23 protein-coding genes, 1 pseudogene and 1 riboswitch are annotated in these 26,197 nt (G+C 35.9%); of the genes and pseudogenes, 6 read left to right on the top strand and 18 right to left on the bottom strand.

The window, feature by feature from the left end; translation table 11 throughout:
• Positions 1 to 7: 7 nt before the first annotated feature.
• The gene (locus tag GMD78_RS08295; RefSeq protein WP_155668364.1) at positions 8 to 1,168 is read right to left on the bottom strand and encodes an LL-diaminopimelate aminotransferase; all 1,161 of its coding nucleotides are present in this window, start codon (positions 1,166 to 1,168) and stop codon (positions 8 to 10) included.
• A gap of 300 nt (positions 1,169 to 1,468) precedes the next feature.
• On the opposite strand from GMD78_RS08295, the gene kynU reads away from it, so the two are divergent.
• The 4 genes from kynU to GMD78_RS08315 all read left to right on the top strand — a co-directional run bounded on the left by kynU (position 1,469) and on the right by GMD78_RS08315 (position 5,636).
• Complete coding sequence (kynU, locus tag GMD78_RS08300) at positions 1,469 to 2,740, top strand: kynureninase (RefSeq protein ID WP_155668365.1); 1,272 nt, start codon at positions 1,469 to 1,471, stop codon at positions 2,738 to 2,740.
• Positions 2,740 to 3,384: an arylformamidase gene (gene kynB / locus GMD78_RS08305; RefSeq protein WP_155668366.1), complete on the top strand. Its 645-nt coding sequence runs from the start codon at positions 2,740 to 2,742 to the stop codon at positions 3,382 to 3,384. Before kynU ends, kynB begins: the two co-directional genes overlap by 1 nt.
• The gene (gene kynA, locus GMD78_RS08310; RefSeq protein WP_155668367.1) at positions 3,377 to 4,225 is read left to right on the top strand and encodes a tryptophan 2,3-dioxygenase; all 849 of its coding nucleotides are present in this window, start codon (positions 3,377 to 3,379) and stop codon (positions 4,223 to 4,225) included. The genes kynB and kynA overlap by 8 nt, the downstream gene beginning before the upstream one ends.
• Positions 4,226 to 4,289: 64 nt before the next feature.
• Positions 4,290 to 5,636 (top strand): sodium-dependent transporter, encoded by a 1,347-nt coding sequence (locus GMD78_RS08315; protein WP_155668368.1) that lies wholly within the window; start codon positions 4,290 to 4,292, stop codon positions 5,634 to 5,636.
• An 85-nt stretch (positions 5,637 to 5,721) separates the two neighbouring features.
• Here GMD78_RS08315 and GMD78_RS08320 read toward each other — a convergent pair whose 3' ends face one another.
• The 8 genes and pseudogenes from GMD78_RS08320 to GMD78_RS08355 form a co-directional block, all read right to left on the bottom strand.
• Positions 5,722 to 6,909 (bottom strand): DUF5667 domain-containing protein, encoded by a 1,188-nt coding sequence (locus GMD78_RS08320; protein ID WP_155668369.1) that lies wholly within the window; start codon positions 6,907 to 6,909, stop codon positions 5,722 to 5,724.
• 1,014 nt (positions 6,910 to 7,923) lie between these two features.
• A complete protein-coding gene (locus GMD78_RS08325) occupies positions 7,924 to 8,595 on the bottom strand; it encodes a hypothetical protein (protein WP_155668370.1) in 672 nt (223 codons plus the stop codon).
• A gap of 186 nt (positions 8,596 to 8,781) precedes the next feature.
• Positions 8,782 to 9,834 carry a C45 family autoproteolytic acyltransferase/hydrolase gene (locus GMD78_RS08330; RefSeq protein ID WP_155668371.1) on the bottom strand — a complete coding sequence of 351 codons (1,053 nt, stop codon included), beginning with the start codon at positions 9,832 to 9,834 and terminating at the stop codon, positions 8,782 to 8,784.
• 161 nt (positions 9,835 to 9,995) lie between these two features.
• Entirely contained in the window at positions 9,996 to 11,873 is a 1,878-nt protein-coding gene (locus GMD78_RS08335) for an ABC-F family ATP-binding cassette domain-containing protein (protein WP_155668372.1), read from the bottom strand.
• A gap of 339 nt (positions 11,874 to 12,212) precedes the next feature.
• Positions 12,213 to 12,677 (bottom strand): 6,7-dimethyl-8-ribityllumazine synthase, encoded by a 465-nt coding sequence (gene ribH, locus GMD78_RS08340; RefSeq protein WP_155668373.1) that lies wholly within the window; start codon positions 12,675 to 12,677, stop codon positions 12,213 to 12,215.
• A gap of 28 nt (positions 12,678 to 12,705) precedes the next feature.
• Positions 12,706 to 13,317: pseudogene (gene ribB / locus GMD78_RS08345) on the bottom strand (3,4-dihydroxy-2-butanone-4-phosphate synthase); the annotation flags it as partial.
• 15 nt (positions 13,318 to 13,332) lie between these two features.
• Positions 13,333 to 13,989 (bottom strand): riboflavin synthase, encoded by a 657-nt coding sequence (gene ribE / locus GMD78_RS08350; protein ID WP_155668375.1) that lies wholly within the window; start codon positions 13,987 to 13,989, stop codon positions 13,333 to 13,335.
• A 168-nt stretch (positions 13,990 to 14,157) separates the two neighbouring features.
• A riboswitch (FMN riboswitch) is annotated at positions 14,158 to 14,304 on the bottom strand.
• 116 nt (positions 14,305 to 14,420) lie between these two features.
• The gene (locus GMD78_RS08355) at positions 14,421 to 15,008 is read right to left on the bottom strand and encodes a redoxin domain-containing protein (RefSeq protein WP_155668376.1); all 588 of its coding nucleotides are present in this window, start codon (positions 15,006 to 15,008) and stop codon (positions 14,421 to 14,423) included.
• A 450-nt stretch (positions 15,009 to 15,458) separates the two neighbouring features.
• Between GMD78_RS08355 and GMD78_RS08360 the strand changes: the two genes are divergently transcribed.
• Positions 15,459 to 16,454, top strand: coding sequence for a DmpA family aminopeptidase (locus tag GMD78_RS08360; protein ID WP_155668377.1), 996 nt, complete (start codon positions 15,459 to 15,461; stop codon positions 16,452 to 16,454).
• Positions 16,455 to 16,804: 350 nt separating this feature from the next.
• Here the strand turns inward: GMD78_RS08360 and GMD78_RS08365 are convergent, their stop codons facing one another.
• Positions 16,805 to 17,698 (bottom strand): RluA family pseudouridine synthase, encoded by an 894-nt coding sequence (locus tag GMD78_RS08365; RefSeq protein ID WP_155668378.1) that lies wholly within the window; start codon positions 17,696 to 17,698, stop codon positions 16,805 to 16,807.
• Between the two features lie 18 nt (positions 17,699 to 17,716).
• Positions 17,717 to 17,947, bottom strand: a complete 231-nt coding sequence (locus tag GMD78_RS08370; RefSeq protein ID WP_155668379.1) for an excisionase family DNA-binding protein — start codon at positions 17,945 to 17,947, stop codon at positions 17,717 to 17,719.
• A 163-nt stretch (positions 17,948 to 18,110) separates the two neighbouring features.
• On the opposite strand from GMD78_RS08370, the gene GMD78_RS08375 reads away from it, so the two are divergent.
• Positions 18,111 to 19,463: an alpha/beta hydrolase gene (locus GMD78_RS08375; protein ID WP_155668380.1), complete on the top strand. Its 1,353-nt coding sequence runs from the start codon at positions 18,111 to 18,113 to the stop codon at positions 19,461 to 19,463.
• Between the two features lie 38 nt (positions 19,464 to 19,501).
• Here GMD78_RS08375 and GMD78_RS08380 read toward each other — a convergent pair whose 3' ends face one another.
• The 7 genes from GMD78_RS08380 to GMD78_RS08410 form a co-directional block, all read right to left on the bottom strand.
• Positions 19,502 to 19,957, bottom strand: coding sequence for a transposase (locus GMD78_RS08380; RefSeq protein ID WP_155668381.1), 456 nt, complete (start codon positions 19,955 to 19,957; stop codon positions 19,502 to 19,504).
• Positions 19,958 to 20,149: 192 nt separating this feature from the next.
• On the bottom strand, positions 20,150 to 22,408 hold the full coding sequence (locus GMD78_RS08385) for an EAL domain-containing protein (RefSeq protein ID WP_155668382.1): 2,259 nt from the start codon (positions 22,406 to 22,408) through the stop codon (positions 20,150 to 20,152).
• 288 nt (positions 22,409 to 22,696) lie between these two features.
• Positions 22,697 to 23,719 carry an alcohol dehydrogenase AdhP gene (gene adhP, locus GMD78_RS08390; protein WP_155668383.1) on the bottom strand — a complete coding sequence of 341 codons (1,023 nt, stop codon included), beginning with the start codon at positions 23,717 to 23,719 and terminating at the stop codon, positions 22,697 to 22,699.
• Positions 23,720 to 23,855: 136 nt separating this feature from the next.
• Positions 23,856 to 24,131, bottom strand: a complete 276-nt coding sequence (locus tag GMD78_RS08395) for a GNAT family N-acetyltransferase (protein ID WP_155668384.1) — start codon at positions 24,129 to 24,131, stop codon at positions 23,856 to 23,858.
• 63 nt (positions 24,132 to 24,194) lie between these two features.
• On the bottom strand, positions 24,195 to 24,905 hold the full coding sequence (locus GMD78_RS08400) for an N-acetylmuramoyl-L-alanine amidase (RefSeq protein WP_155668385.1): 711 nt from the start codon (positions 24,903 to 24,905) through the stop codon (positions 24,195 to 24,197).
• A gap of 91 nt (positions 24,906 to 24,996) precedes the next feature.
• Positions 24,997 to 25,233 (bottom strand): hypothetical protein, encoded by a 237-nt coding sequence (locus tag GMD78_RS08405; RefSeq protein WP_155668386.1) that lies wholly within the window; start codon positions 25,231 to 25,233, stop codon positions 24,997 to 24,999.
• Between the two features lie 147 nt (positions 25,234 to 25,380).
• Positions 25,381 to 26,100, bottom strand: a complete 720-nt coding sequence (locus tag GMD78_RS08410) for a Na-translocating system protein MpsC family protein (RefSeq protein ID WP_246187607.1) — start codon at positions 26,098 to 26,100, stop codon at positions 25,381 to 25,383.
• Positions 26,101 to 26,197 lie beyond the last annotated feature (97 nt).

A 26,197-nucleotide genomic window follows, 5' to 3' on the forward strand; every position in this document is an offset into this window, starting at 1 on the left:
TCATCTCCTACAAATCTAACTTTTTCAAACGATCAATCACTTCATCTATACGTCCAATAGGTACAGATAATGCAATGCGGACATATCCTTCTCCGGAAGGTCCAAATGCTGTCCCAGGTGTTACAATTACACCCGCTTTCTCCAGTAACATGTTTGAAAATTCTATAGATGTGTGGTTAGCAGGCGTTTTTGCCCATAGAAAGATGGTCCCTTTTGGCTTTTGTACTTCCATGCCAATTTCATGTAATGCTCCGTATAGCTTTTCCATGCGTTCTTGAAATACAGCATTATTTTCTTTTACCACAGATAAATCACTTTTAAGTGCAGTTGCTGCAGCCTTTTGGATCGGGATAAACTGACAGGTATCCATATTGCTTTTTAATGTAGCAATTGCTTTAATAATCGTTTTATTCCCTACAACATATCCAATCCTCCATCCAGTCATATTAAAACTTTTCGATAATGATCCAAACTCAATGGCATTGTCTTTTGCATTCGGAACCTGCAATACACTTGGTGCTTTATATTCCCCAAACGTTACCAGGTCATAAGCAGCATCATGAGCAAGTAACATATGATTATCCCGCACAAATGTAATCGCTTCCAAAAATGTATTCAACCCTACTGTTGCAGAAGTTGGATTGCTTGGATAGTTTAAAAATAATAGTTTTGCTTTTTCTTTCACTTGATCAGGTACAAGATTAAATTTAGGAATATAACCGTTCTGTTGATCCAACGGTAAATATTCACTCACTCCTCCTGCTAGATGGATTGCCGTACGATAAACTGGATATCCGGGATCTGGTATTAATACTGTATCGCCTGGGTTAATGACTGCTTGCACAAGATTGGCAATGCCTTCTTTTGATCCAATGAGTGTAAGAACCTCCGAATCGGGATCTAATTCCACTCCATAATGGCTCCTATAATGTTGTGCTACAGCATTTCTATAGTCTGATATCCCATCATAGCTCGAGTAACGATGGTTACTTGATACCTTAGCCTCTTCAATTAACTTATCGATCACAAATTGAGGTGTTGGTAAATCAGGAGCACCTATTCCTAAATCAATGACATCGACACCTTGTTTTTGCAGTTTCTTCTTTTTTCGTTGAAATTCAGAAAACAAATACGGCGGTAAATCCTTTACCCTGTTCGATACTTGCATCCCTCTTCATCCTCCGTTTCAATATATGAAATGACATTTCATATACTTATCATTAGTATAGAATGGTAATTATGATTTTTCAATGATTTTTAAAAATTTAAATTAATTTTCCAAAAAAAATAATTACTACTAAAAAAATGCCTTCATTTCACTTTATTAGAAACGCTCATTTTTTATTCAAAAAATAATTATTTAAGCTGACAGAAAACGAATTACCTTGCCTAATTATATAAGGGAACGATAATTCTAGTTTTCAAAGAACAAATATTTGTTAGAATAGTCTATAAAGAGGTGATGTATATGAACACAGACAAAAATTATGCCATACGGCTTGATCAAAATGATAATTTAGCTTCATTCCGAAAAGAATTTTATATCTCTAATGAGACCATTTATTTAGATGGAAACTCATTAGGATTGATGTCTAAGCGTGCAGAAACAGCTGTAACTACGTTAATGAATTCTTGGAAAACCTATGCCATTGATGGTTGGACAGAAGGGAAGCATCCATGGTTTTATTTATCGGAAAAGCTAGGAGGTATGTCGGCACAATTAGTAGGAGCCAAACCGGAGGAAGTAATTATAACTGGTTCTACCACAACAAACTTACACCAGCTTGTTGCAACCTTTTTCCATCCAACAAATGAAAAAAATAAAATCCTTGCAGATGAGTTGAACTTCCCTTCTGACATTTATGCATTGAAAAGTCAGCTTCAGTTAAAAGGACTCGATCCAGCTGATCATCTGCTTCAAATAAAAAGTAAAAATGGATATACATTAGATACACAAAGCATTATTGATAGGATGCAAGAAGATGTTGCTTTAATTGTTTTACCAGGAGTTTTGTATCGAAGTGGACAAATTTTAGATATGGAACGGTTAACAAAGGAAGCACATCAACGAAACATATTAATAGGATTTGATTTGTGCCACTCCATTGGATCCATTCCACATCAATTAAGTGAGTGGGATGTAGACTTTGCTTTTTGGTGTACATATAAACATCTAAATGGTGGACCGGGCAGTGTTGGCGGTCTTTATGTAAATGAAAAACACTTTGGGAAAGAGCCTGGACTAGCTGGATGGTTTAGTTCGGCAAAGGAAAAGCAGTTTGATATGGAACACACATTAACTGCTGCTGAAGATGCTGGAGCTTTTCAAATAGGTACTCCACACGTATTAAGTGTCGCACCTTTACTAGGCTCATTAGAAATGTTTGAAGAAGCTGGAATAGAAGAAATTCGAAAAAAATCGCTAAGATTAACAAACTATCTCATGCAGTTAATTGATAGCGAGTTAGCCGACTATCATTTTAAAATTGCTAACCCACGTGATGACAAAACACGAGGTGGACATGTTTTCCTTGAACACCCTGAAGCAGCTCGTATTTGCAAGGCTTTAAAGGCTGAAGGTATTGTCCCAGATTTTCGTAATCCAAATGGAATAAGGCTAGCACCTGTTGCCCTATACAATACTTTTGAAGACGTATGGCAAACGGTACAGATGTTGAAAACGATTATGCGTGAAGAACGGTATAAAAAATATGAAAATAAACGAGGTGTTATTGCGTAATGTCATCATGGATTGATATATCTCAACCGTTAACAAATGATATGGCACACTGGCCAGGAGATACCCCCTTCTCCTTTTCATTAACCTATACAAAGGAGCAAACAGGTTCCGTAAACATTGGGCAACTAACTTCTAGTGTACATACTGGAACTCATATTGATGCACCTTTTCACTATAATTCGGAAGGTAAAACAGTTGATCAACTAGATCTTGACCTCTATATCGGTTCGGCAAGAGTAATTGATGTAAGTCATGTGAATCAAATAGATGTCGCAGTATTAAAAAATTTATCACTTGAAAAAACGGAGCGGTTATTGCTTCGTACGTCTTTACCGAATAATCCAAATCGCTTTCCTAAACAGATTCCGTTTTTAGATCCGAACATTGCACCTTACTTACAGGAATTAGGAGTACGCCTATTAGGTGTCGATATGCCATCTGTTGATGCTCCAGACAGTAAGGACCTTGCTATGCATCATGCTCTTGATGATCACGAAATAAATATCTTAGAAAACCTCATGCTCGACCATGTTGAAGAAGGAGATTATGAACTAATTGCTCTACCGCTAGCTATCGAAGGTGCAGATGGTAGTCCAGTTCGAGCTATCCTACGCCCAATGAAGGATGTGACCAATAATGACTAAAAAAGAAACAAATGAAACATTTCAATCTGAGCAGGGAATTCACACTGACTTTTTAGAAAAAATGACCTATGGAGATTATTTGCAGCTTGATACATTATTAGGTAGTCAAAAAAGATTATCAAACCATCATGATGAAATGTTATTCATCATCATTCATCAAGTTAGTGAACTATGGCTTAAATTAATCATTCATGAGATTAAAGCAGCAACCATAGCAATACAACAAGGGAAATTACAAGCTTCCTTTAAGATGCTAGCACGAGTTTCCAAAATTCAATCACAAATCATCCAGGCATGGGATGTATTATCTACCTTAACGCCTGCAGAGTACATGGAGTTTCGTGATAAATTAGGTAATGCATCAGGATTTCAATCTTATCAATACCGTCTCGTCGAATTCGTTCTTGGTTATAAAACTCCTCATATTATGAAAATATATAAAAAAGACGAAGAACTGTATACTATCTTAAAGGACGCCTATGAAGCTCCAGGACTTTATGATGTGTCGATACAAGCACTTGCTAAGGAAGGATTTACCATTAACAAAGATGTGTTACAACGTGATTTTTCAAAGACATATCATAAGGATACATCCGTAGAGCAAGCGTGGCTTGAAGTTTATAAGCACAAGGAAAAATATTGGAACTTATATCAACTTGCCGAAAAACTAGTTGATATTGAGGATTGGTTCCAGCAATGGCGTTTCCGACATATGAAAACAGTAGAGCGAATTATTGGTCATAAAACAGGTACAGGTGGATCGTCTGGAGTCGGATATTTAAAGAAAGTTCTTGATCATTATTTCTTCCCAGAGCTATGGGAAATACGAACCAAATTATAACTTGACATGCATGCTATACTAGTACAATAAAGTTTATACATCAAGAGAAAGAGAGGCACAAAATATGACACACCAAAAAAGTGATCAGTGGACTTCTAGATTAGGATTCATTCTGTCGTCAGCAGGAGCAGCTGTTGGGCTAGGAGCAATTTGGAAGTTCCCTTATATGACTGGAATGAATGGCGGTGGTGCCTTTTTCTTTCTTTTCATACTATTTACCGTATTAATTGGATTACCAATTCTTATTGCGGAATTTATTATTGGACGTGGATCACAACGAGAAGCAGTTAGTGCGTATCAATTTTTAGCTCCTAAAAGTGGCTGGACAATCATTGGCCGCTGGGGTGTAGTTGGATGCTTTTTACTTATGTCATTTTACTGTGTAGTAGGTGGATGGGTACTTATATACAGTATCCTATCCATAGTAGGATTGGTTATCCAAGACCAAGCTAACTACCAGCAGCTATTTGCAACGGTTTCCGAGAATCCATTTATCACACTCTTAGGGTTAGCAGGATTCCTTGTCATTAATATTATTGTCATATCTTTTGGCATCAAAAGGGGTATTGAGAAATCAACCAAAGTATTAATGCCGCTATTATTTATCTTTTTTATCATTATCGTTTTTCGTTCTGTTACTTTTGAGGGAGCGATGGAAGGAATTAAGTTTTTCCTTCAGCCTGATTTTTCTCAAATCACTAGAGAAGGTATATTGTACGCACTTGGTCAGTCATTCTTCTCTTTAGCTGTTGGGTTTTCCACCATGGTAACGTACAGTTCTTATTTAGGAAAAGATGTGAGTCTACCTATGTCTGCAGCATCTGTTTCCTTGATGAATATTGTTATTTCATTATTAGCAGGACTTGCTATTTTCCCAGTAGTATTCTCTTTTGGCTTAACACCTGCAGAAGGGCCAGGATTACTATTTATGGTTCTACCGGAAGCATTCGGACAGATGCCATTTGGTGAAGTATTCCTTAGTCTATTTTTATTACTATTTTTATTTGCGATTATGACATCATCATTTAGTATGCTAGAGATCATCACATCTGCTTTTACAGCAAACCAAAAAAATTCACGAACGAAGGTTGCTTCTATTGCAGGTGTCGTTATATTCTTTGCTGGTATTCCTGCAGCTTTATCATCTAGTTATATGTCACATATAAAGATTTTTGGATTAACTGTATTTGATGCAACAGACTTTTTAGTCAGCAATATTTTACTACCAGGTGGTTGTCTACTAATTGCATTATTTATTGGATTCAAAATGGATAAAGCTTTGATGAAAAAGGAATTTTACTATAGCAATAATCTACCAGCAGGTATGTTCCCTATATGGCTTCAAATCATGCGATGGATCGTTCCTGTAACTATAATCATTGTGTTTTTAGGTTCACTAGGGATTTTATAAAGAAGGAAAACTAAAGTATTGGAGCTATTTTTTATTAGAAAAAACCATGGCGGTCGTTGTCTGCCATGGTTTTCTTTCATATTAATTAATTTTTACCGTTACCGTTTTTATTTCCTTTATTTCCTTTATTATCTTTAGCTTTTGCCTGGTTGTTCTTTTGATTAGATTTTTCTGATTTTTTATCTTGTTTTTTGACTGGCTTGTCTTTGCTTTTCTTCTCTTTTTTCACTTCTTGCTTCTGTTTCTTTTCTTTTGCAGCAGATTTTTGTTCTTTTTTATCCTTCTTAACTGTTACTTCTTTTTCATCTTCAGTAGCTTCTTCCTCAACATCTTCAGCTACTTCTGTTTCTTCTTCCATATTCTCTTCTGCTTCATTGGATTCTTCTACTTCTTCTGTAGGCTGATCTAATTCAAGCTCTTCCTCATCAACTACTTTCGCTGATCGCTTCTCAATTTTCTCTGCTAATTTATCAAAAGACTTACCTATATTTTTCATAATTGCTTGTTGTGCACGTGGATTATCAATCTTAACTAATACAGCACTTAAAGCATCGATATTATTAGCAAGCTTAACTTGAACAGCTTGACGACCCTCGTCTAATTCATCTTCTTCCTCAGTTGCTACATTTTCATCAGAGTCTTCTTCTACTGTTTCTTCTGACTCAGTTTCCTCTTCCTCGGTAGCAGAATTATCTTCATTTACAGCTTCTTCTTCCGTGGCAGAATCTTCATTTACTTCCTCTTCTTCAGAACTTTCTTCTTCTAATAATTCCTCTGCTTGCTGTTGTGTTAGAATTGCTTGTTGAAGTAATTCAGAAGCTTCTTCCACTTTACCTGCTTCAATTAATGCATTTGCTTCTGCAATGCGCTCCGCAGCAAATTCTGCTAATAATTGGCTTTCTTTATAGTCATTAAATGTTAATGCAAGTTGAATATTTTCTTTCATAACTTTTACGAAATAGAAGAAATCTCCTGGAACTAAGTCAGCTGTTTCCGTACCATCAGCCTCTTCTTCCGTTGCATCTTCGTTATCGTCAGTAGCTTCTTCATTCTCTCCTGTTTCTTCGTTAGTGCCTTCGTTCTCTTCTGTTGCTTCCTCAGTAGTACCTTCTTCTGATTCTGCAACCTCTTCATCATTCTCAATTTCAGTGATGACTAACGATTTATCGTCACCTTCTTCATCTGCTAAAACCGTTCCTGTTCCAGTAATAACTACTGCGGATACTACGAGTGAGCTAGTAAGCTTGCTCAAAAATTTACTTGATAATTTCAAACCTAATTCCTCCTTCTTGATAAATAAATGCAATAAAGGTTTCGTATGCTTGACTAGTTTTCTGTCTTTTTTTGTAGGTATTTAAGAGAAATGAAACTATTTAACTAGAGGAATTAGTAGAAAATACACAGTTATTAGAAATTTTTGCCATACCTTTATGCAAATAGCCTTCGTTGCATTTATGCAGGATGAAGCTGAGACAAAAAAATATCAATTAATGGAAAATCAAAACTAATTAGTTCGGATTTTTCTTTTGAGATACTTTCGTAAGCTTCGTTGCTAATTATGTATAGAATCCGCAGTAGCCTGAAATGATGGTTGGTGCTTTATCCCCGCTCCGAAAATACACTTCCCTTTCCGCGGGCGGCTGGTGTGAGCTTCCTCGTGCTGTCGCACTGCGGGATCTCACCGATGCCTTTGCTCCCGCAGGAGTCTTCGTGTATTTTCTCCGCTATCATTTTGCTCTTTAATTTATAAAAAAACTTCTTTTTAGTCTAGTGATTGGAGCAGAGGGCAGTCGATTCCTCGAAAATAAAAAACAAATTTCTTCCTGCGATGTAAAGCTGTCGAAGTATTCCTTGGGCCTGCGATTACTTGGCCCACCGAAAACCTTTGTCCTATGGGAACAGCACGTCCCTGAAGACCCCTTAGTGAAGCGCCTAATTCTGCTAGTATCACTTTGAAGCATAGTTCCTCGGTGAAAGGACAAAGAAGTATATTCAAGATGTTCCCTGGCTGAAGCCGTGCCCGCGGCAAAGTAGACACTGTGAAAGCGACTGCCCGAAGCGTAAATCACGTTGCTGTTCTTGGTCCTCTCTTGCGTGTTTACTGGGCAATAAGTTACTGCGCTTTTTATATCAACTACGTATTTAAGATCCAGCCATAAAAAATAACATCCTCTACTTTCCTGTCCCTGAATCATTCGTCTTTGGAATGGAACGCTTTTGCTTTGTCCCAGCCTCAACTACCAAAAAACCCCTAAAGATTAAATCTTTAGGGGTGAATAATTATACCTTACAAATCTTCCTCTACACGGAAAACTAATTGATATTTATTTTCATCTATTAAGTCTGCAACATGTACACGCACGCCATGACCGAAAACAACTTCATCTTCTGTCATCGCAACTACCATTGCCTTTGTACTTTGCTGAACATCTAAATATATATCTCCGACTACAGGTGTTATACTTTCATCACTTTCAGCTAAATAGGAAATAGACTCATCTTCTATCTGCTGTGATTCAGGTACCAAGCTTTTATCATAATAAGCAATTTCTTGACTTGCATCAGTACGACCAGGAACCATTACAACATATTCATGGTGTTTTACACCATTGTCTCTAGTCGTAACTACATTGCCATCTTCTACACTCTCCACTTTTTCTATTGCATTTAGGGAATAGTGATCTAGAAAATCCGGTGCTGGCTTAACAATTAAAATATAGTCACCTGGTTCTGGCATTTTATTTTTATCAATGGTATAACGTTTGCCGTAGAAGATAAACGTATCATTGTGTTGCGGTTTATACAGATTGATCTCACTCGCTCTTGTGAGAACCTGCTTCATATCTTTTAAGCGATATAAGTGTACAGATTTCTTAAACATTGGTTTAACAGAGTATACCTGATGGAGTTCATTCTCATAAAAAACAAATTGACCTTTTCTTACTTGAAGAAGTTTCATTTCATATCCTCCTATATTAAAACTTAATCATACATATGTAGTTCACATATATTTTAACAATAATTGCGGATCCTTATACTTATGTTCCCTTAACTATACTTCATTTAAACATGAATGCAAGGAATATTCTACTTTTTTTCATCGTTTTGCCATTATATTATTCTCAAAATGACCGTTTTATTATTATTACTGGACATTTTCATCCATATGAACGAATGGTAGATCAGTATCTACTTGACCTAATATACGCTTTGTAAAAATGGCTTCTCCTTTCAGCCACTTTGCGAAGTCAAATATTACAGGCTCGCGGTCACCTCCAAGAGCAAACCAAGCCTTCTTCTCTTTAGGAAAATACGCTGAAGTATGAATAGTACCTGACCAACTTTTATATTGATTGGAGAACACACCTCGATTCGTATCATTTAACAATCGAAACGCTTGGTATCCGTCTGTTACATCATATTGATGTCGTTCTATAGCCTCCATTCGCTTATAGGAATCATCTAGATGGTGACGATTTTCATGCTTTAACAACTCAAAATGGTTCGTACAAACATTAGACTGCCGTACTTCAACCGAACGAGGTGTTGCCTCCACAACGTACGTCTCGCCACTTTTATCCAATACAATATAACTAAACGAGTGACGATGAGGTATTTCTTTTAATAGCTGGACTGCTTCTTCAACATTTGCACAAGATTCTAGCACCATTCTCCCAATCATATTACAAATAAATCCATCTCCTGGCTTTTTGCGATGCATGAAATTATATCCCATCGCGAGCCCTTTTTCATTCATTCCGTCCATCCTACCAGTAATCCTTTGTGAAGGACCGATTACCGCGTACCCCTGATCACTCGGTTGAAAAATCGTATAACGCCCCTCATATGTTTTGGGATGGTAGTCATAATTACGAATCATGTAATCAGAACTAGTAAAAATGGAACAGCCACTTCGCATATATGCTAAACGATAGCCACCAAATTCTTGTAAAACTTCATTCATTGACCATGTTAATGCATCCTGCAATCCTTTTAATTCCTCCCAAATAGCTGGTGCAAATGGTAAAATCGCCTGCTTCACTTCCTGCTCATCGATGGTGAAACGTGGTCTCCTAATCTTCCATTGTCTTTTTCTATTTTCTATCGTTAAGGAATCTTTTAACAGTTTTCCCTGCATAAAACCAAAATCATAATGGTTACCTCGAAATTGAATGATATCACTATATATTTGTTTCAATATCTTTCCCTCATTTATTTTGTACTATTATTAGTCTATCCGATCTAACAATTTTTGAAAAAGAATGCGACTTAAAAAGGATTAGAGAATGTTCTCTAATCCTTTTGGACGGAATGAGGATCCACTTCGCCAACCCAAATCTAATTCAATGATTTCCCACTTTAATTGTTCTCATATTCTTCGATCATTAACGAGAGCTCTTCCCATCGCTCCATTTTTGCTTCTAGCTGGGACTCCGCTCCTTGTTGCTCAGCAAATAGATTTTGCACTTTTTCCGAATCACTACCCGCTTCGACAATGCTTTCTTGTAGTGCTTCGATCTTCTCTTCTAAAACAGTTATTTGATCTTCTATTTCGTTCCATTCCTTTTGTTCCATATAAGACAATTTTTTCTTTTGTTTTTTAGGCTTAGTTTCTTGCTTAACAGGTTTTGTCCCTTTTGTCTCATTCGTTTGTTGTTGCTCCAAATATTCACTATAGTTACCGAAGTAGGATTGAACTTGACCGTTTCCTTGAAATACTAGTAACTTATCGACAACCCGATCTAGAAAATAACGATCATGAGAAACTGTAATAACTACACCAGGAAATTGATCCAAGTACTCCTCCAAGACTCCTAAAGTTTGCGTGTCTAAGTCATTGGTAGGCTCATCTAAGAAAAGAACATTTGGTTCGGTCATCAGTATTTTTAACAGATACAGCCTTCTTCTTTCTCCACCTGAAAGCTTCCGAATATATGTCCACTGATCCGCCCTAGAAAACAAGAAGCGTTCTAGCATCTGCTCGGCAGTAATAACGGAACCGTCCTTAGTATGAATAACCTCTGCCACTTCTTTAATATAATCAATAATCCGCATACTTCCGTTGAGTTCTTCGTCACCTTGTGTATAGTAACCGATCTTTACCGTTTCCCCTATAATTACTTCACCTTGATCTGGTTCCATTCGTTTTGCCATCATGTTTAATAATGTTGTTTTACCAGATCCATTTGGTCCAATAATACCGATCCGATCACCAGGAATAATGAGCTGACTAAAGTCTTGAAGTAGGATTTTGTTTTCATAGGCCTTTTCCAAGTTCTTTAATTCAATTACCTTTTTACCTAAACGCTTTGATCCAACCTGAAACTCGACGTTTTGTTTTGTTGTATCAAAGCTTTGTTCCTTCATATCGTGGATACGATCAATTCTAGCTTTTTGCTTCGTTGAACGAGCTTTTGCTCCTCGTTTCAACCACGCTAACTCTCTACGTAATGTATTGGCATGTTTTTGTTGATTACTATGTTCCAACGCTTCTCTTTCAGCTTTTTTCTCAAGAAAAATTTCATAATTTCCTTCATAAATATATAAATTTCCTTTATGCAATTCAAAAATTTTATTCGTAACTCTATTCAAGAAATATCTGTCATGTGTTACAAGTAATAGTGCTCCCTTGTAGGAGGATAGATATTTTTCAAGCCACTCAACCGTCTCATTATCTAGGTGGTTTGTCGGCTCATCTAAGATTAATAAATCTGCTTGCTGAATGAGAGATTTTGCTATGGCAATACGTTTCTTTTGACCACCAGATAATGCTGTTATTTTCTTATCAAAGTCTGTTATTCCTAATTTCGTTAATACAGTTTTTGCTGCCGTATTCGCTTCCCACGCTTCATGCTCATCCATTTTCTGTTGCATTTTCAATAATCGCTCTTGAACAGATACATTCGTTGGGTCCTTTTCTAATTCATGGAGAACATTTTCATATTCGCGCATCGTTTTCATGATGAGCGATTCACCATAATAGATTTGCTCAATAACCGTTAGATTAGGATTTAACTCAGGGTCTTGGGATAAATATTCAATTTTATAATCCTTTGGAGCATTAATCTCACCTGCTTCAGCTGAGTCAATACCAGCAAGTACTTTTAAAAAGCTAGATTTACCTGTACCATTTACCCCAATTAGACCGATTCGATCATGAGAGGTAATGGTACATGTAACATGATTAAATAATGTTTTTTCTCCATATGATTTATGTAAATTTTCAATGGTAAGCATGTAAGAACCTTCTTTACAATTTAATACTTATTTATCTTTTCGATTTTCTATTAACTGTCTAATGAATATTGCAATTAAAAAAAGTAACCAAGAAGTCACTAAATAAAAAATTATTTTACTTACATCCGTCATTTCCGAATAAAAAATGGCCATCCCTATCCAAATAATGGATATAGCAATAATTTGATATATATAAAATCTAATGGAAATCCCCTCCAAACATAGGTAATGCTCGCTTTCTAGTGTACCTTACTATCGTCTATTTTTCCATTTGTTTATATCAAAAAACAAGGGGTAACAGCCTATGAAAACTGTTACCCTCCTATATTTCATTTTACCTTATAATTGATTAACTAGATTTGCCATTTCGATAGCAGAAACTGCCGCCTCTGAACCTTTATTTCCTGCTTTTGTACCAGCACGTTCAATAGCTTGCTCGATCGTTTCTGTTGTTAATACTCCAAAGATTACTGGCTTACCAGATTGTAGCGCTGCTTGGGAAACACCTTTTGCTGCTTCGTTACATACATAATCGAAATGCGGAGTAGAACCGCGAATTACTGTTCCCAACGTTATCACTGCATCATATTCACTGTTTTGTGCCATTTTTTGAGCAACTAAAGGAATTTCAAATGCTCCTGGCACCCACGCAACATCAATGTTACTTTCATCAACACCATGTCTTTTCAATGTATCTATTGCACCATCTAATAATTTACTTGTAATAAATTCGTTAAAACGCCCTACAATAATACCAATCTTTAAATTACTTCCTACCAAATTACCTGCAATTGTTTTTCCCATGTACTCCATCTCCTTGTTAGTTATATGCTACTCGATTTTCTTGTAGTTTTCGATAGCTAATAAGATCCTCTATGGAAATTAATTTTATATCAAATTCCTTTGCCATTACTTCTAAATCTGGCAGACGTGCCATCGTACCATCTTCTTTAATGATTTCACAAATTACTCCCGATGGAAATGCATCACTTAGTTTTGCCAAATCAACAGACGCCTCCGTGTGACCTGGACGTGTTAGAACTCCACCATCCTTCGCAACTAATGGAAACATATGACCAGGTTGTTTAAAATTCGCTATTGTTGCATTTGGGTTGATTAATTCCTGTATGGTTTTAGATCGCTCCGCAGCGCTTATCCCGGTAGTTGTACTTACATGATCAATACTAACGGTAAAAGCTGTTCCGAATGGGTCAGTGCTGTTAGTAGTCATCATTGTCAAACCTACTTTTTTAGCTAGGTCTTTTTCAATTGTCGTACATACTAGACCTTTCCCATGTGTAATCATAAAATTAATCATTTCTGGTGTAGCTTTTTCTGAAAGAGCAACAAAGTCCCCTTCATTTTCACGATTTTCATCATCCACCACAATAATAGGTTTTCCAGCTTTCAAGTCAAAAATTGCCTCTTCAATCGTATGCAACATAATCATTCACTTCCTTTACATGAATCCATTTTGGCTTAAAAAATCTTGATCGATTCCACTTTTCTCTTCATTTTTAGAGAATTGCTGATTAAGCATATTTTGAACATATTTTGCGAGCATATCACATTCTATATTAACGATATCTCCCTGTTTCTTATCACCTAAAACCGTTTCTGATACGGTATGGGGAATAAGTGAGATCGTACATGTGTTTCCGTTGATACCAAAAACGGTTAAGCTCGTGCCATCCACTGTGATTGAGCCTTTAAATAGTATAAATTTAGTAAGCTCAGCTGGGACTTGAATATCATAATAGATCGCATTCTCCTGTTTTTGTTTGTGGGTAATCTTCCCAATTCCATCTACATGCCCGGAAACAAAGTGACCACCAAACCGTCCATTTGCAGCCATCGCCCTCTCCAGGTTAACGCTTGCTCCTGTTTGCAATCCATTTAAGGAAGTTGACTTGACTGTTTCGGGCATAACATCGACTTGAAAATCGCTTGCAGTAAAATCGGTTACGGTAAGACAAATTCCATTAACAGCAATACTGTCTCCTAAATTTGCGTCCTCTAAAATTTTCTTTGCACCGATCGTCATTTGGATTGATTGCTCTGAAACATTATTTATTTTTTTGATGATGCCTTTTTCTTCGATAATACCTGTAAACATGTTTCCTCACCCCTTATTGTACAATTAAAAAAACCTCTGAATCAGCTTCAGAGGCATAAAGACAGAATTTTTTTAGGCAAGCAAAATAAAAACAATATAGCCAAAAAGACTAGGCGTTTTAGTACATAATCCATTGGTTATGTATTCCAAACCCTTGCTTGCATTCGAAAATTCCTTCTCCCATCCAGACTTTACTGTCGGTTCCGGATTCGCACCAGATCCACCGTATCGTTATACAACCACACGGGTCACGGACTTAGAAGTACATACTTCATCACCGCCGGTTGGGAATTTCACCCTACCCCGAAGGAATAAAACCTATAAAATTATACACCAAGTTTACCAACAATAAACCAATAAAGCAACATTAAAGGTTCCTGTCACTTGTCGGAAAGTGTCGATATTTGTCGGCGCCTGTCACTTGTCGAATTTTAGTTCATTTGTTCATATTCTTGAATCATTTGTTCATAGCTTAATGCTCCAAAGGCGACATTATGTACACGTCCGTCCGCGTCGATGAGGAAGGAAGTAGGAATGGGTTGAATCCGGTAAAGATCTGATACTTCACTTTTCTCGTCCATTAAAATCGGAAAAGACAGATCATACTCCTCAACAAACGTTGTAACATCCTTTTTTCTCAGTTCTGTATCTGTTAAATTAACAGCTAAGATTGTTATATCTTTTTCTTGATAAAACTTTTGCATATCAGGCATTTCAGATCGACACGGCCCACACCATGATGCCCAAAAATTAATCATGACAGGTTCCCCACGAAAATCTGATAGCTTTACTGTTTCTCCCTCCAACGTTGTTAACTCAAAATCTGGCGCTATGTTTCCACGATTTAGTCCAATTTTATCGTTATCCTGTACGGCCATCACATCTATTTCGGTATCATTCATTTCAGACTCTGTTCTATTATATTCGACCGAATTCGTATCACCCGATTTCATGGAAAAGTCATAAATAGCCCAAGAGACCATTCCAACAACTATCAATAGAAATATTGATTTTTTCATATAAAAACCTCCATTATAAGCTAAATTAGAGAACCGCGTATCTTATTAATCTGTAATAAAAAGCTACCTATTACCATCATAACCATTCCATGTAATTTCATTATTTTTTCACTGTATTTATTTTGTAGATCCCTAAAATTTATACAATGAATAGTGAACTATAGTGTATAGGATAACCCAAATTTGGATTACTTATTGTCAAATAGCAAAGATAGATCTATACAGGGTGTTCGACTCCTAACTCTTGGGTATTATGAGATAGATTAACGATATAAATAGAATGTAAAAGTAATTAATTGCGTATTTTAATACTAATATTATGCTCTTGCTCTTTCTTCCTCATCCCTGTAATATACATACAAAAGATAGGCAATTAATTGTCATTATTAACAAAGTACCTTTTAATTAAAAACTGAATGATATCAAAGAAACAGTTAAGGAGAGGTTTAGATGCCGCTACAAAAAGGGAAAAACAACTGTATTACAGATGTCGAAGGAGTACAAGTTGGACATGTCACATTATATGAAAAAATAAATAATGAAGACACGGTCTGTACGGGGGTAACAGCTATTCTTCCGCATAGTGGGAACCTATTTACGGAAAAGGTTCATGCCGCCAGTTACGTAATTAATGGATACGGTAAGTCAACTGGATTAATCCAACTGAATGAATTAGGTCTAATCGAATCTCCGATTATGCTAACTAACACATTTAGTGTTGGACCAGTACTTGAGGGGACCCTTCGATATATGTTAGAGCAAAATAAAGAAATTGGGGAATCCGCTGGAACCATTAATATAGTAGTAGGAGAATGTAATGATAGTTATTTAAACTCAATGCGAATCCAAGCACTTAAACCGGAACATGCAATGGAAGCGATTAATAAAGCAAGTACTGGTGTTGCTGAAGAAGGAGCTGTTGGTGCTGGCAAGGGAATGATGTGCTTTGGATATAAAGGTGGTATTGGGACAGCATCTCGCATAGTCACTGCTGCCAATCAAAAATATACGGTTGGATGCCTGATCAATTCTAATTTTGGACAACGAGATCAAGCGCTATTTGCTAATTTCCCTAAGCTAGAAATAAAAACTCCAGACGGTTCTATTATGATGATAATCGCAACGGATGCCCCTTTGTATGATCGTCAGTTAGAACGTTTAGCTAAGCATACTGCAGCTGGACTAGCTCGAACTGGAAGCAATATTTCCCATGGAAGCGGTGATATTGCAATCGCATTTTCTACCGCCAATAAAATACATCACAATGCAAATGAACATACCGAATCGATGACCTATATTCGTGATAGTCATAAGGTGATGAACCAATTATTCCAAGCTGTGATTGAAACAACCGAAGAAGCAATCATTAATTCGTTGAAAAACGCTAAAACTACAGAAGGAAAACGAGGGCGTGTCGTAGAAAAAGCTCCAATTCCTCAAGAGTAATAAACAAAAGCATCATTGCTCTTTAATCTACTTACGAATTGCGCCACCAGCAAAAGGTAATGCTGTATCGCTATTCGCTGGAAGTAAAAAATGAAGAACCTACCTGTCGGAAAAGGTTCTTCATTTTTTGATATATACGTCTACATTGATATGAGTGACCGATTAAGAGGAAGCATTATGAAAACAGGCTCTCATTCACCTTGTCAGTGACCATTTCTCTCTAGTCTCTCGCCATACGGGCTCTTATTCACCCTTTCAGTGACCATTTCTCTCTAGTCTCTCGCCATACGGGCTCTCATCACCTCTATAAGTGACCGTTTCTCTCCCGCCTCGATCCAAACGGGCTCTCATCACTTTGATTTATTATAAAAAGAACGAGGAACGTCAGCTTTAAATAATAGTAATTGACCAGTAGTTGGATGGTTGAACGAAAGTACCTTCGCATGTAATCCAAGTCTTCCAATCGGATTGCCATTCGCACCGTATTTTTTATCCCCTACGATTGGGTGACCCAAATCCTTCATATGGACTCGGATTTGGTTTTTTCTTCCGGTTTCTAACTGAACTTCTAATAAAGAAAATTCATTGTTCGATTGAAGAACTTTATAATGTGTTACAGCATGTTGACCATTTTTATCTGGGCTCGAATACATCAAATGTGTTTTTGTTTCTTTTAACCACGAAGCAATCCTCCCAGATGGTTTGGTCACCTTTCCTTCTACTAAAGCAACATATGTGCGTTCTTTTACAATATCTTTCCATTTATCTTGTAATTGTCGCTTTGTCTTTTCGTTTTTTGCAAACATCATTACCCCAGAGGTTTCTTTATCAAGTCGATGTACGACGAAAACTCGATTTTGTGGATCCTGTTGACGAACATATTCCATTAATTGATGATGCACCGTTTGTTGCTTTTCTTTTTTAGTTGCTATTGAGAGCAACCCAGCTTCTTTATTGATAACAATAATATCCTTATCTTCAAAAATAATTGACATTCCAATTAATTGATCCTGCTTAATCGCCGCTTTATTTTTTAACACGATAACCTGTTGTCCAGGTTTTAGAGGATAATTATGTTTTGTTTCAATATGATCATCCACTGTAATCTGACCACGAGTTAATATAGATTTTACTGAGTTACGACTACGGTTGTGCATTACCTCAAGTAAAAAAGGTAGTAATTCCGTGTGCTCTTTAACCGTGTATGTTAGCGAATTATTGTTTGATCTAAACTTACTTTTCATAAAAGAACTCCTTTTAACTTAGTCCTCATCTTTCACATCAATATCTTCAGGAATAGGTTCATTTAAATATTCTTGAATTAACTTCCGATATTTTTCAACCTGTTCTAGATGAGTTGTAAATTGGTCTTTATTGATTAGGTATTGCTCTCCATCATGAATGGCTCGTATCCGTCCTTGAAGTACCAATGCACTAACCTTAGAAGCTTCCATAGAAAGATATTCTGCAGTTTCATCAATTGATAAGTACATGTGAGAAAACCCCTTTCAAATTTAACCAATCATATTTATGGCTCTTATCATATGGGATTGGTAAGTGCCAAATTCCTAAAAATTTCTGATAGTAAAATTGTCCTAGCTATTATATAATGTTTGTAAATGTATTTTATTACCAATACGTCTAGGAGAATACTTAATGCTTTTAAAAACGAAGGATGCTACTATCCATTATAAGCTTTACCAATCCAAAAAAGCTAATGCAGAATATTTAGTTATGATTCATGGTTTAGGATTAGATTTAACTACTTGGGAATTTATTACTCCTAATCTACAGCAACATTTTAACATATTGCTTTTTGACATGCGTGGTCATGGTCAAACAAATGGTGAAGAAGAGCATATTACCTGGAGTGTATTCGTAAATGATTTTAAACAACTTATATCACACTTACATATAACCCGTTTCCACATTGTCGGTTTAGGATTTGGCGGAAACTTAGCTTTGAAAATCAATGAACATCTCCCAGATAAAGTTCAAAAGCTTATACTAGCTTCAGTTTTTATTCACTTTCCAAAGGAAATTGTTGAGAAAGAGATTGAAAGAAGAAGGAGTTTACTAACTAGCGGAAATATGGATAAGTTAGCAGACCAAATGATTTCTCAGATCAGCATCACACGTACACCTGATATAGAAGCACTATTGAAAAAAGCTTACGGGAGAATAAGTCAACTAACCTATTTTAACCTATTTAAAATGCTTACGGAAACTGTAGCTTTAGAGGATTTAAATCAGATAGAAAATGAAGTTTTATTGATCCAAGGAGATAGTGATCCGCTTTTTCCAATCCAACAAACAAACTTATATCAAAGTAATCTAAAACGTTCTGTTAGCTACATTGTTCCAAATGCCGCAAACCTAGTACATGTTGATAATCCCAATATGGTTATCAATTTAATCCGCCATTTTATTACAAAAGGAATTTCTAGTTCCTTTTCTCAGATAATGGAGAAACAATTTACGGAAAGCTTAATGCAGATGTACACAGGACCTAATGAGAAAGCATTGGAAATTAATCTGCTTAACGGTTTCCAAGTTGGGTACGAAGGAAAACAAATAGTAGATAAGTGGAATCAACGGAAAGCAAAAAATATTCTAGCATATCTCGCTCATCATAAAATTGCTACTAGGGAACATTTAATTGAGGAGTTTTGGTATGATAGTGAATTATCAAAAGCAAAGAATAGCTTAAGAGTTTCCCTTACGCATCTTCGTTCCATCCTAAAGAGACATGACTTAGATAGTTATTTAATTATAGACCGCGAAGATGTAATTTTAAAAGGGAATATTGCATGCGATTTAACGAAGTTTTTACAAGCCTTAGAGGTTTGTTGGATTGAGAAAGATATGGCCAAAAAGGAAAGACTTTTTAATGATTTGATTAAGCAATATGATCAAAATATGTCTACTCAAATTTATGATGATTGGTTTCTTCATTTAATAAACAAAATTGACTTTATGTTAGAACAGATTTCAGTGGAACTAAGATAGTAGGCGATAATCAACCTGCCACTTTTGTGGCAAGTTGATTATCCCGATAGTTTACGGAAATAAAGTGTTTTTTGTTTTGTATTTTCATTACCATTCTTCTGCTTCTGTTCTTTATACTGGATAAATCCACTTTTTGGTACATTTAATGCATTACATAATGTCTCAACTGGAAATTGATCTTTTAACGCATCAACTGCCTGATATTTTTCTTCTATCCCTTGTATAACATTTTCTACATACTTTCTAAGTGCGGCTACCTCTGCTTTAAGCTCTTCTAATTGCTTATCTGTAGATTCTACTTTCAACTTTCGATCAAATGCCCTTTCACCCTGCTCATTGTATTTTTTAATCCACTCATATACATTGTCACGGTGTCTAATCCCAAGCTCCTCGATTACTTGTTGTACTGGCTCGTCTCCGTCTAACACACGGCGAACCGCTTCTAATTTGACTTCTTTACTATAACGACTGTAAGGCTTTCGAACTTTCCCCATAACCTACTCCCCCTATGCTTATGTCATAATAGATGCATATAATTAATTTCATGCTATTACACGTACCGTTACACTATCATTACACGAACTTAGACGTTAGAAGACTTGGCGAATGCCTTGATTCACTTAAGCAAAGTAAAACAGGTGTGACACACATTTAATGTAATTCGCACCTGTTTATCATCCCTTCACCTATTTTACATTTAGTGGTGTTCTAACAGTTAGGAGTTTTTCAAAGTCCCGTTCATATATTGGTTTTGAAAATAAATACCCTTGTCCAAACTTACAGTGATAATCCGAGAGTATCCTCGCCTGCTGTTCATTTTCTATTCCTTCAGCAACGACACTAAGATCCAGGTTTAAGCCTAAATCAATAATAGTTCGTACCATCGATCTTTTAGCGGAATCAGCAACATCATCAATGAAGGATTTATCTATTTTTATTGTATCTATTGGTAATTCTCTTAATATATGAAGCGAGGAATATCCCGTACCAAAATCGTCTAGTGATATCTTTACCCCCAGATTACGGAGTCCCTTTAAAACTTCTGTTGATTCTTTGATGTTTTGCATGATACTCTCTGTAATTTCTAATTCAAGATACTCCGGACGTAAACCTGTGTCACGTAAAATACTTCGAACGGTACTGACAAAGTCACTATGCTGAAATTGTCTTACGGAAACATTAACGGATACGCACTGTTTTGGTAGCCCCTTATCATGCCATTCCTTGTTCTTTTTACACGCTGTTTTTAATACCCATTTTCCAATAGAAATGATTTGACCTGTCTCTTCTGCTATTGGTATAAATTCAGACGGCGATACTGCACCTAATTCTGGGTTTTTCCAACGTAGTAATGCCTCCATCCCATCGATATCTCTTGATTGTAAATTAATTTTCGGTTGATAAGCTAGTGTTAATTCATCATTTTCTAATGCCTTTCTAAGCGCATTTTCAATGGTTACTTTCCTAATATTACGTTTATTTAAACTTGAATTATAATACTGATAATTGTTTTTCCCACGACCCTTTGCCAAATACATTGCTGTATCTGCGTTTTTCAATAAAGTCTCTCCATCCTCACCATTTTGAGGATACAAGCTAATTCCAATACTAGGAGTAATATTTATCTCATACTCTTTTATTAGAAAGGGTCTTTCAAATTGCTGCAAAATACTTGTTGCTCTATTTTCTAACGTATGATCGTTGATACTAGGAAGAATAATGATAAATTCATCTCCACCCACTCGGTAAAGCTTCTCTTCTATTTCTAAAATATGTCGTAATCGCTTGGCAGCCTCTATTAATAAATAATCTCCAATTTTGTGCCCAAGGGTATCATTAACATCCTTAAAACGATCAAGATCAATTAATAACACGGCTACTTGTTCATCAACTTCCTTCGCTTTCTTCATGATATAAGTAACATCTGTTGTATATTGTGTCCGATTTAACAAATCTGTTAGTGGATCATGATAGGCTAAATATTTATATTCATCTACTAATTTTTCATTTTGCTTGATAATTAATATATGCCGTACAATTACCAAGAAAAAGATAATGCTTAAACCGATGCTAAGTGCGTTAAAGTTCCAATTATAGTTATCAATAACGAGTAGAGTTAAAAGCAGGATACTTAAATATGGAAAGGTATTTTCAATTCCCTTAATTCCTAGTTTACTTTCTACAGCAGGTGAGGTATGTATTTCTTTAGACGTTAATCCTGCAAAACCAAGTATCAATAATGCGAACGCCCAAGCAGGATTTACTAATCCTCCTAGTTGAAAATCCATCATCAGATTACCGTAAGCATAAACTAAATCAGCCATAATAAGAATAAAGAATCCTAGAACAAGATACACGGTACTCTTTTTTTCTTTACGAGTTTGTGAAAGATAATAAAGACTAGATATGGCTAAAAAAATCCCTAAATCAACAATCGTATATGCTATGGTAAGAACCATTTCTAAAGTAGGACTATTAGCATCTAACATGATTGGATAAATTAAAAAATGAATGCAAATCGTTGATATAACAATCATAAATATAACAATATTAAAAATATAATGTTTATTCATTAATTTAGAGCTCATTAACTTTATTCGATATATTAATGCTACAAGAAAAATAGAATAAGCAACAAACCATAGTATAGTTGGGAGAATTGAATTTTGAGCTTGCGTAATTTGTGTAATTAACCAACTAAAGATAGAAAAGGTATATATCAACACTCCACCAGCTAGCATCAACCAAAAATATCTATGCTTATTCGGTATATACAGGTATGTACGAGTTAACCAAGTAAAACTGATCAGGCCAGCTATTATCGGAAATAGGAAAGCACCTATCGATCTCATCCATTGATTTTCCCAAAATAGAATTAACCATCCATAAAATAAAATAATAGTAATAAGTGAGAGAACCAAGGCGTTTCGCCTAGATTTTATCATAGCAACCTTCACATCCTTCTATCTAAAACAAAGCCACCATCTAGCGGAGAATAACTTAGTAGTTGTTTTGAATATGGCGAATTTTGTCGAAATGTGACTAGTTCAATTCTACCATTTTAAAACGTAATCGTATAGAAAAAATTTCTTATAGTTTGACTTTACGTATTTTAAATCAATTTTGAAAGTATGAAAGTGTTATTCGTCACAATAATCTAGTCAAGAAATTACAAAAGCAGGAATACCATGTTAGGCATCCTGCTTCAATGTAAAATCTATTAACTTATTAGATTAACATTTTTTATTCATATCTATAACCATACGACCTTGTATTTTTCCTTCTTCCATTTCATCAAAAATATCATTGATCTCGTGTAAGCATCGAGTTTGAACTATTGGAACTACTTTTCCTTCCGCACCGAATTGAAATGCCTCTTCCAAATCTTTTCGTGTACCAACAAGTGAACCAACAACTTCAATTCCATCTAAAACTGTTTTTACAATTTCTAGGTCCATGGTTTCAGGAGGTAATCCAACAGCTACTACCTTAGAAGCAGCGCGAACAGAATTAACTGCTTGATTAAACGCAACCTTTGAAACAGCAGTCACAACCGCAGCATGAGCACCATCTACTTGTTCATGAATCCATTCTCCTGCATCACCATTCATCGGATTAAACGTTAAATCCGCCCCAACCTCTTTAGCAAGTTCTAATTTATCATCGTTAATATCAATTGCAATGACTTTTGCGTTAAATACATGTTTGGCATATTGTATCGCTAGGTTTCCTAGACCACCACATCCATAGATCGCAATCCATTGTCCTGGTTTTACATTAGAAACTTTAATTGCTTTATAGCAGGTAACACCTGCACAAGTAATACTACTTGCCTGTGCTGGGTCAAGTCCTTCTGGAACCTTAACTGCATAATCTGCTGAAACCACACACTGTTCTGCCATTGCACCATCTACAGAAAAACCTGCATTTTTAGCACTTCTACAAAATGTTTCTCTTCCAGTGGTACAATATTCACACGTCCCACAACCTTCGTAGAACCATGCAATACTAACTCGATCTCCAATTTTCAAGCTCGTTACATCATCAGCTATATCTTTTACAATTCCAATTCCTTCATGTCCAGGAATTCGTCCTGGTACTTCACCAAAATCACCTTTTGCAACATGTAAGTCTGTATGACAAACACCGCAATATTCGATGTCAACTAATGCTTGACCCGCGTGTAATTTTGGAACCCCTACATCTACAATATCTACCTTACCAGGATTATTTGCACTCACAACTGCTGCTTTCATTGCGATTCCTCCTAACATTTATATTGTGAAATACTTCACAATATAAATTATATAACTCCCCAACCTCATTTACAAGGTGTTTAGGAGTAAGGATTTGACAATTTTGTGTATGGGGTCGGGTCCCTCGTCCCATTTATTATGCTAAAACATCCTGATATTCACTTGTTTTTTCTAGTTTATTCTTTGCATAGGAGCATTCTGGTTTTATCTTTTTCCCTTCAGCTCTTGCGTAAGATACCACTTCTGCTACTAGTTTTCCTGCCATCCCCTGACCACGAAGCTCATCTGATACATACGTATGATCTACGGAAATAACAGAAGCATCTTCTGTTCGAAACGTGATTTCCGCTAATGGTTCTTGCTCGTTTTCACCTACAAAAAACTTATTCGTACCTTTTTGAATGGTTGACATAAAATACCTCCTTACTAGTAGTATAATTCAATTTCACCAGCATGTAACGAGAAGTAACCTCACCTATTTAAGATTCAATTTTTCCCAATCAAATAATTTTCCCGGATCTGCTTTTCTTTCTGGCGCATATTCATTATGTCCAATAATATGCTTTCGATTCCAATGAATATTTGGATGTCTTTTATCGATATCGGTCAATAGTTCTTTTAACGATCGGTATTGTGCATCCGTAAATCCTATATTTGATGAATGAACGGAGTCATACTTTTCTTCTGTGATGATTGGTGCCATTTCCTCTCTCGTACCAATAGCCAATAATTCAATTCCGATTGAAAAATGGTTCATCTTATCCTCATAGGATGGGAATGCGTCAAGACTTCCACTTCCTGCATGGTATGCCACTCTCTCTGCTGATACAAGCCGATAAAAATTACCATCTCGATCAATTACATAGTGAGTGGAAACACCATTTTGTAAAAATAGCTTATATATATCTTCCATTCGATAAGGATCTTCTGGCTTCTCTAATGCATTACTCATATAATGAATCATCACATGTGTGATCGGGCTTGTACGAAACTCTGAATTTTCCATTGGAAGTAATATCTCATTCACTTGAAGCTTACTTTTATCCTCTAAACCCTCATCGTTAAAAATATATTGTGATTCTTGAGTTGTTGATAATGCCTGCTCCACTCCAATATTTTGAAATACAAGTAGGAATACGCATATAACGATAGAAAACATTAAGAATACAAATACACTACGCCTCAATAGAAGCACCCTCAATTTCTATTCACCTAAGATCACATACATAATTATTCCTAGGCTAATGGTCTTATATACAGTTTAACACACTAAAAATTCACGAACGATTATTTTCATCCTCTGTAGCGTTCATTTCCTTTTGAATAAACCAATAACCAATGATCCTTAATTCAATTAAAGAAATTCCTCGGCTCTTCGCCTCCTTTTCGATTAAATGCTTTTCAAAAAGCATGGTATTGATTAGAACTCCTTTGTTTATCTTTTCCTGTATATAGCAATAAAAGCAACCGAGTAATTCATTTGATAGACTCCTGTAAAAATTTCTTCTGTTCATATTACTTCCCCTTCATTCTTCTGTTATCTCTAGTAGTCTTTATTTTTCTATACCCAACTGTGTAGTTAGAAAACTTGCCAATAAAAAAAGCCAAAAGGAAAAGAAGCAACTATTAATTGCTTTTCTTCCTTTTGGCTTATGTCTAGCTTATTTATCTAGCTCATTTCCACCTTTTTGATTGGGGTTAATTATAAATAAAATGACACTTTTGTCACGCTCGAAATCCCATGAAACGAATGAATCATCGATTTTCGCATCAAGAATCGATTCCAAACGCATATTGTTATGTAATAGACGTTTTTCAACTTTTCGTTTTGCCGTTCTTAGAATCTCCGATTGCCCCATTCTAATGAGCTCTCGTTCAATAGTAATAAAAAGACCCGTTCGAATGACTATGATTGTTCGTTCGTTCAGTTTATAAGATAAAACCTCTTCGGGAACTTTTTGAGCTTGTTGCCCAATGTTATTAATTTCTTCAAATAGGTCTTTCTTTCCTGCGAAATCCATATTGGAAAGTTCATCTAAAGCGGTTGGATCTGTAGAAATCGCAACAAACATTCCAGTTCGATTATGTAAATTCCAATCATAATAAAACTCACCGATTGACTCTCCTGTTAGAACGTTCATATAAGCTTTTATTTCAGGGATTAGGCTTTTCATTAAAATATCCCTAGAAGTCTGAATATAAGTTTCCTGTTTTTCCTCCATCATTACTTTTTCCATTGGAGAAAAGAAATTACGTAAATATACGGTTATATAAGGTTTTCTAATCGACACGAACACGGTCTCCGGTCCTCGTCCAAAATTATCTCTCAATAATCTCCCAATATAACTCGCTAATTCCTTTTGAACGTTTTCCGTATTCAAGATGTACATCCTTTATTATAGATAAAAGCATTTTATCTTTTATCCGTAGTTAGATTCTATTATCTATTAGGATAATTATCAACTTTTTTTAAGAACT

This window comes from Ornithinibacillus caprae (assembly GCF_009728145.1).
In the GTDB taxonomy this organism is placed as follows: domain Bacteria; phylum Bacillota; class Bacilli; order Bacillales; family Amphibacillaceae; genus Ornithinibacillus; species Ornithinibacillus caprae.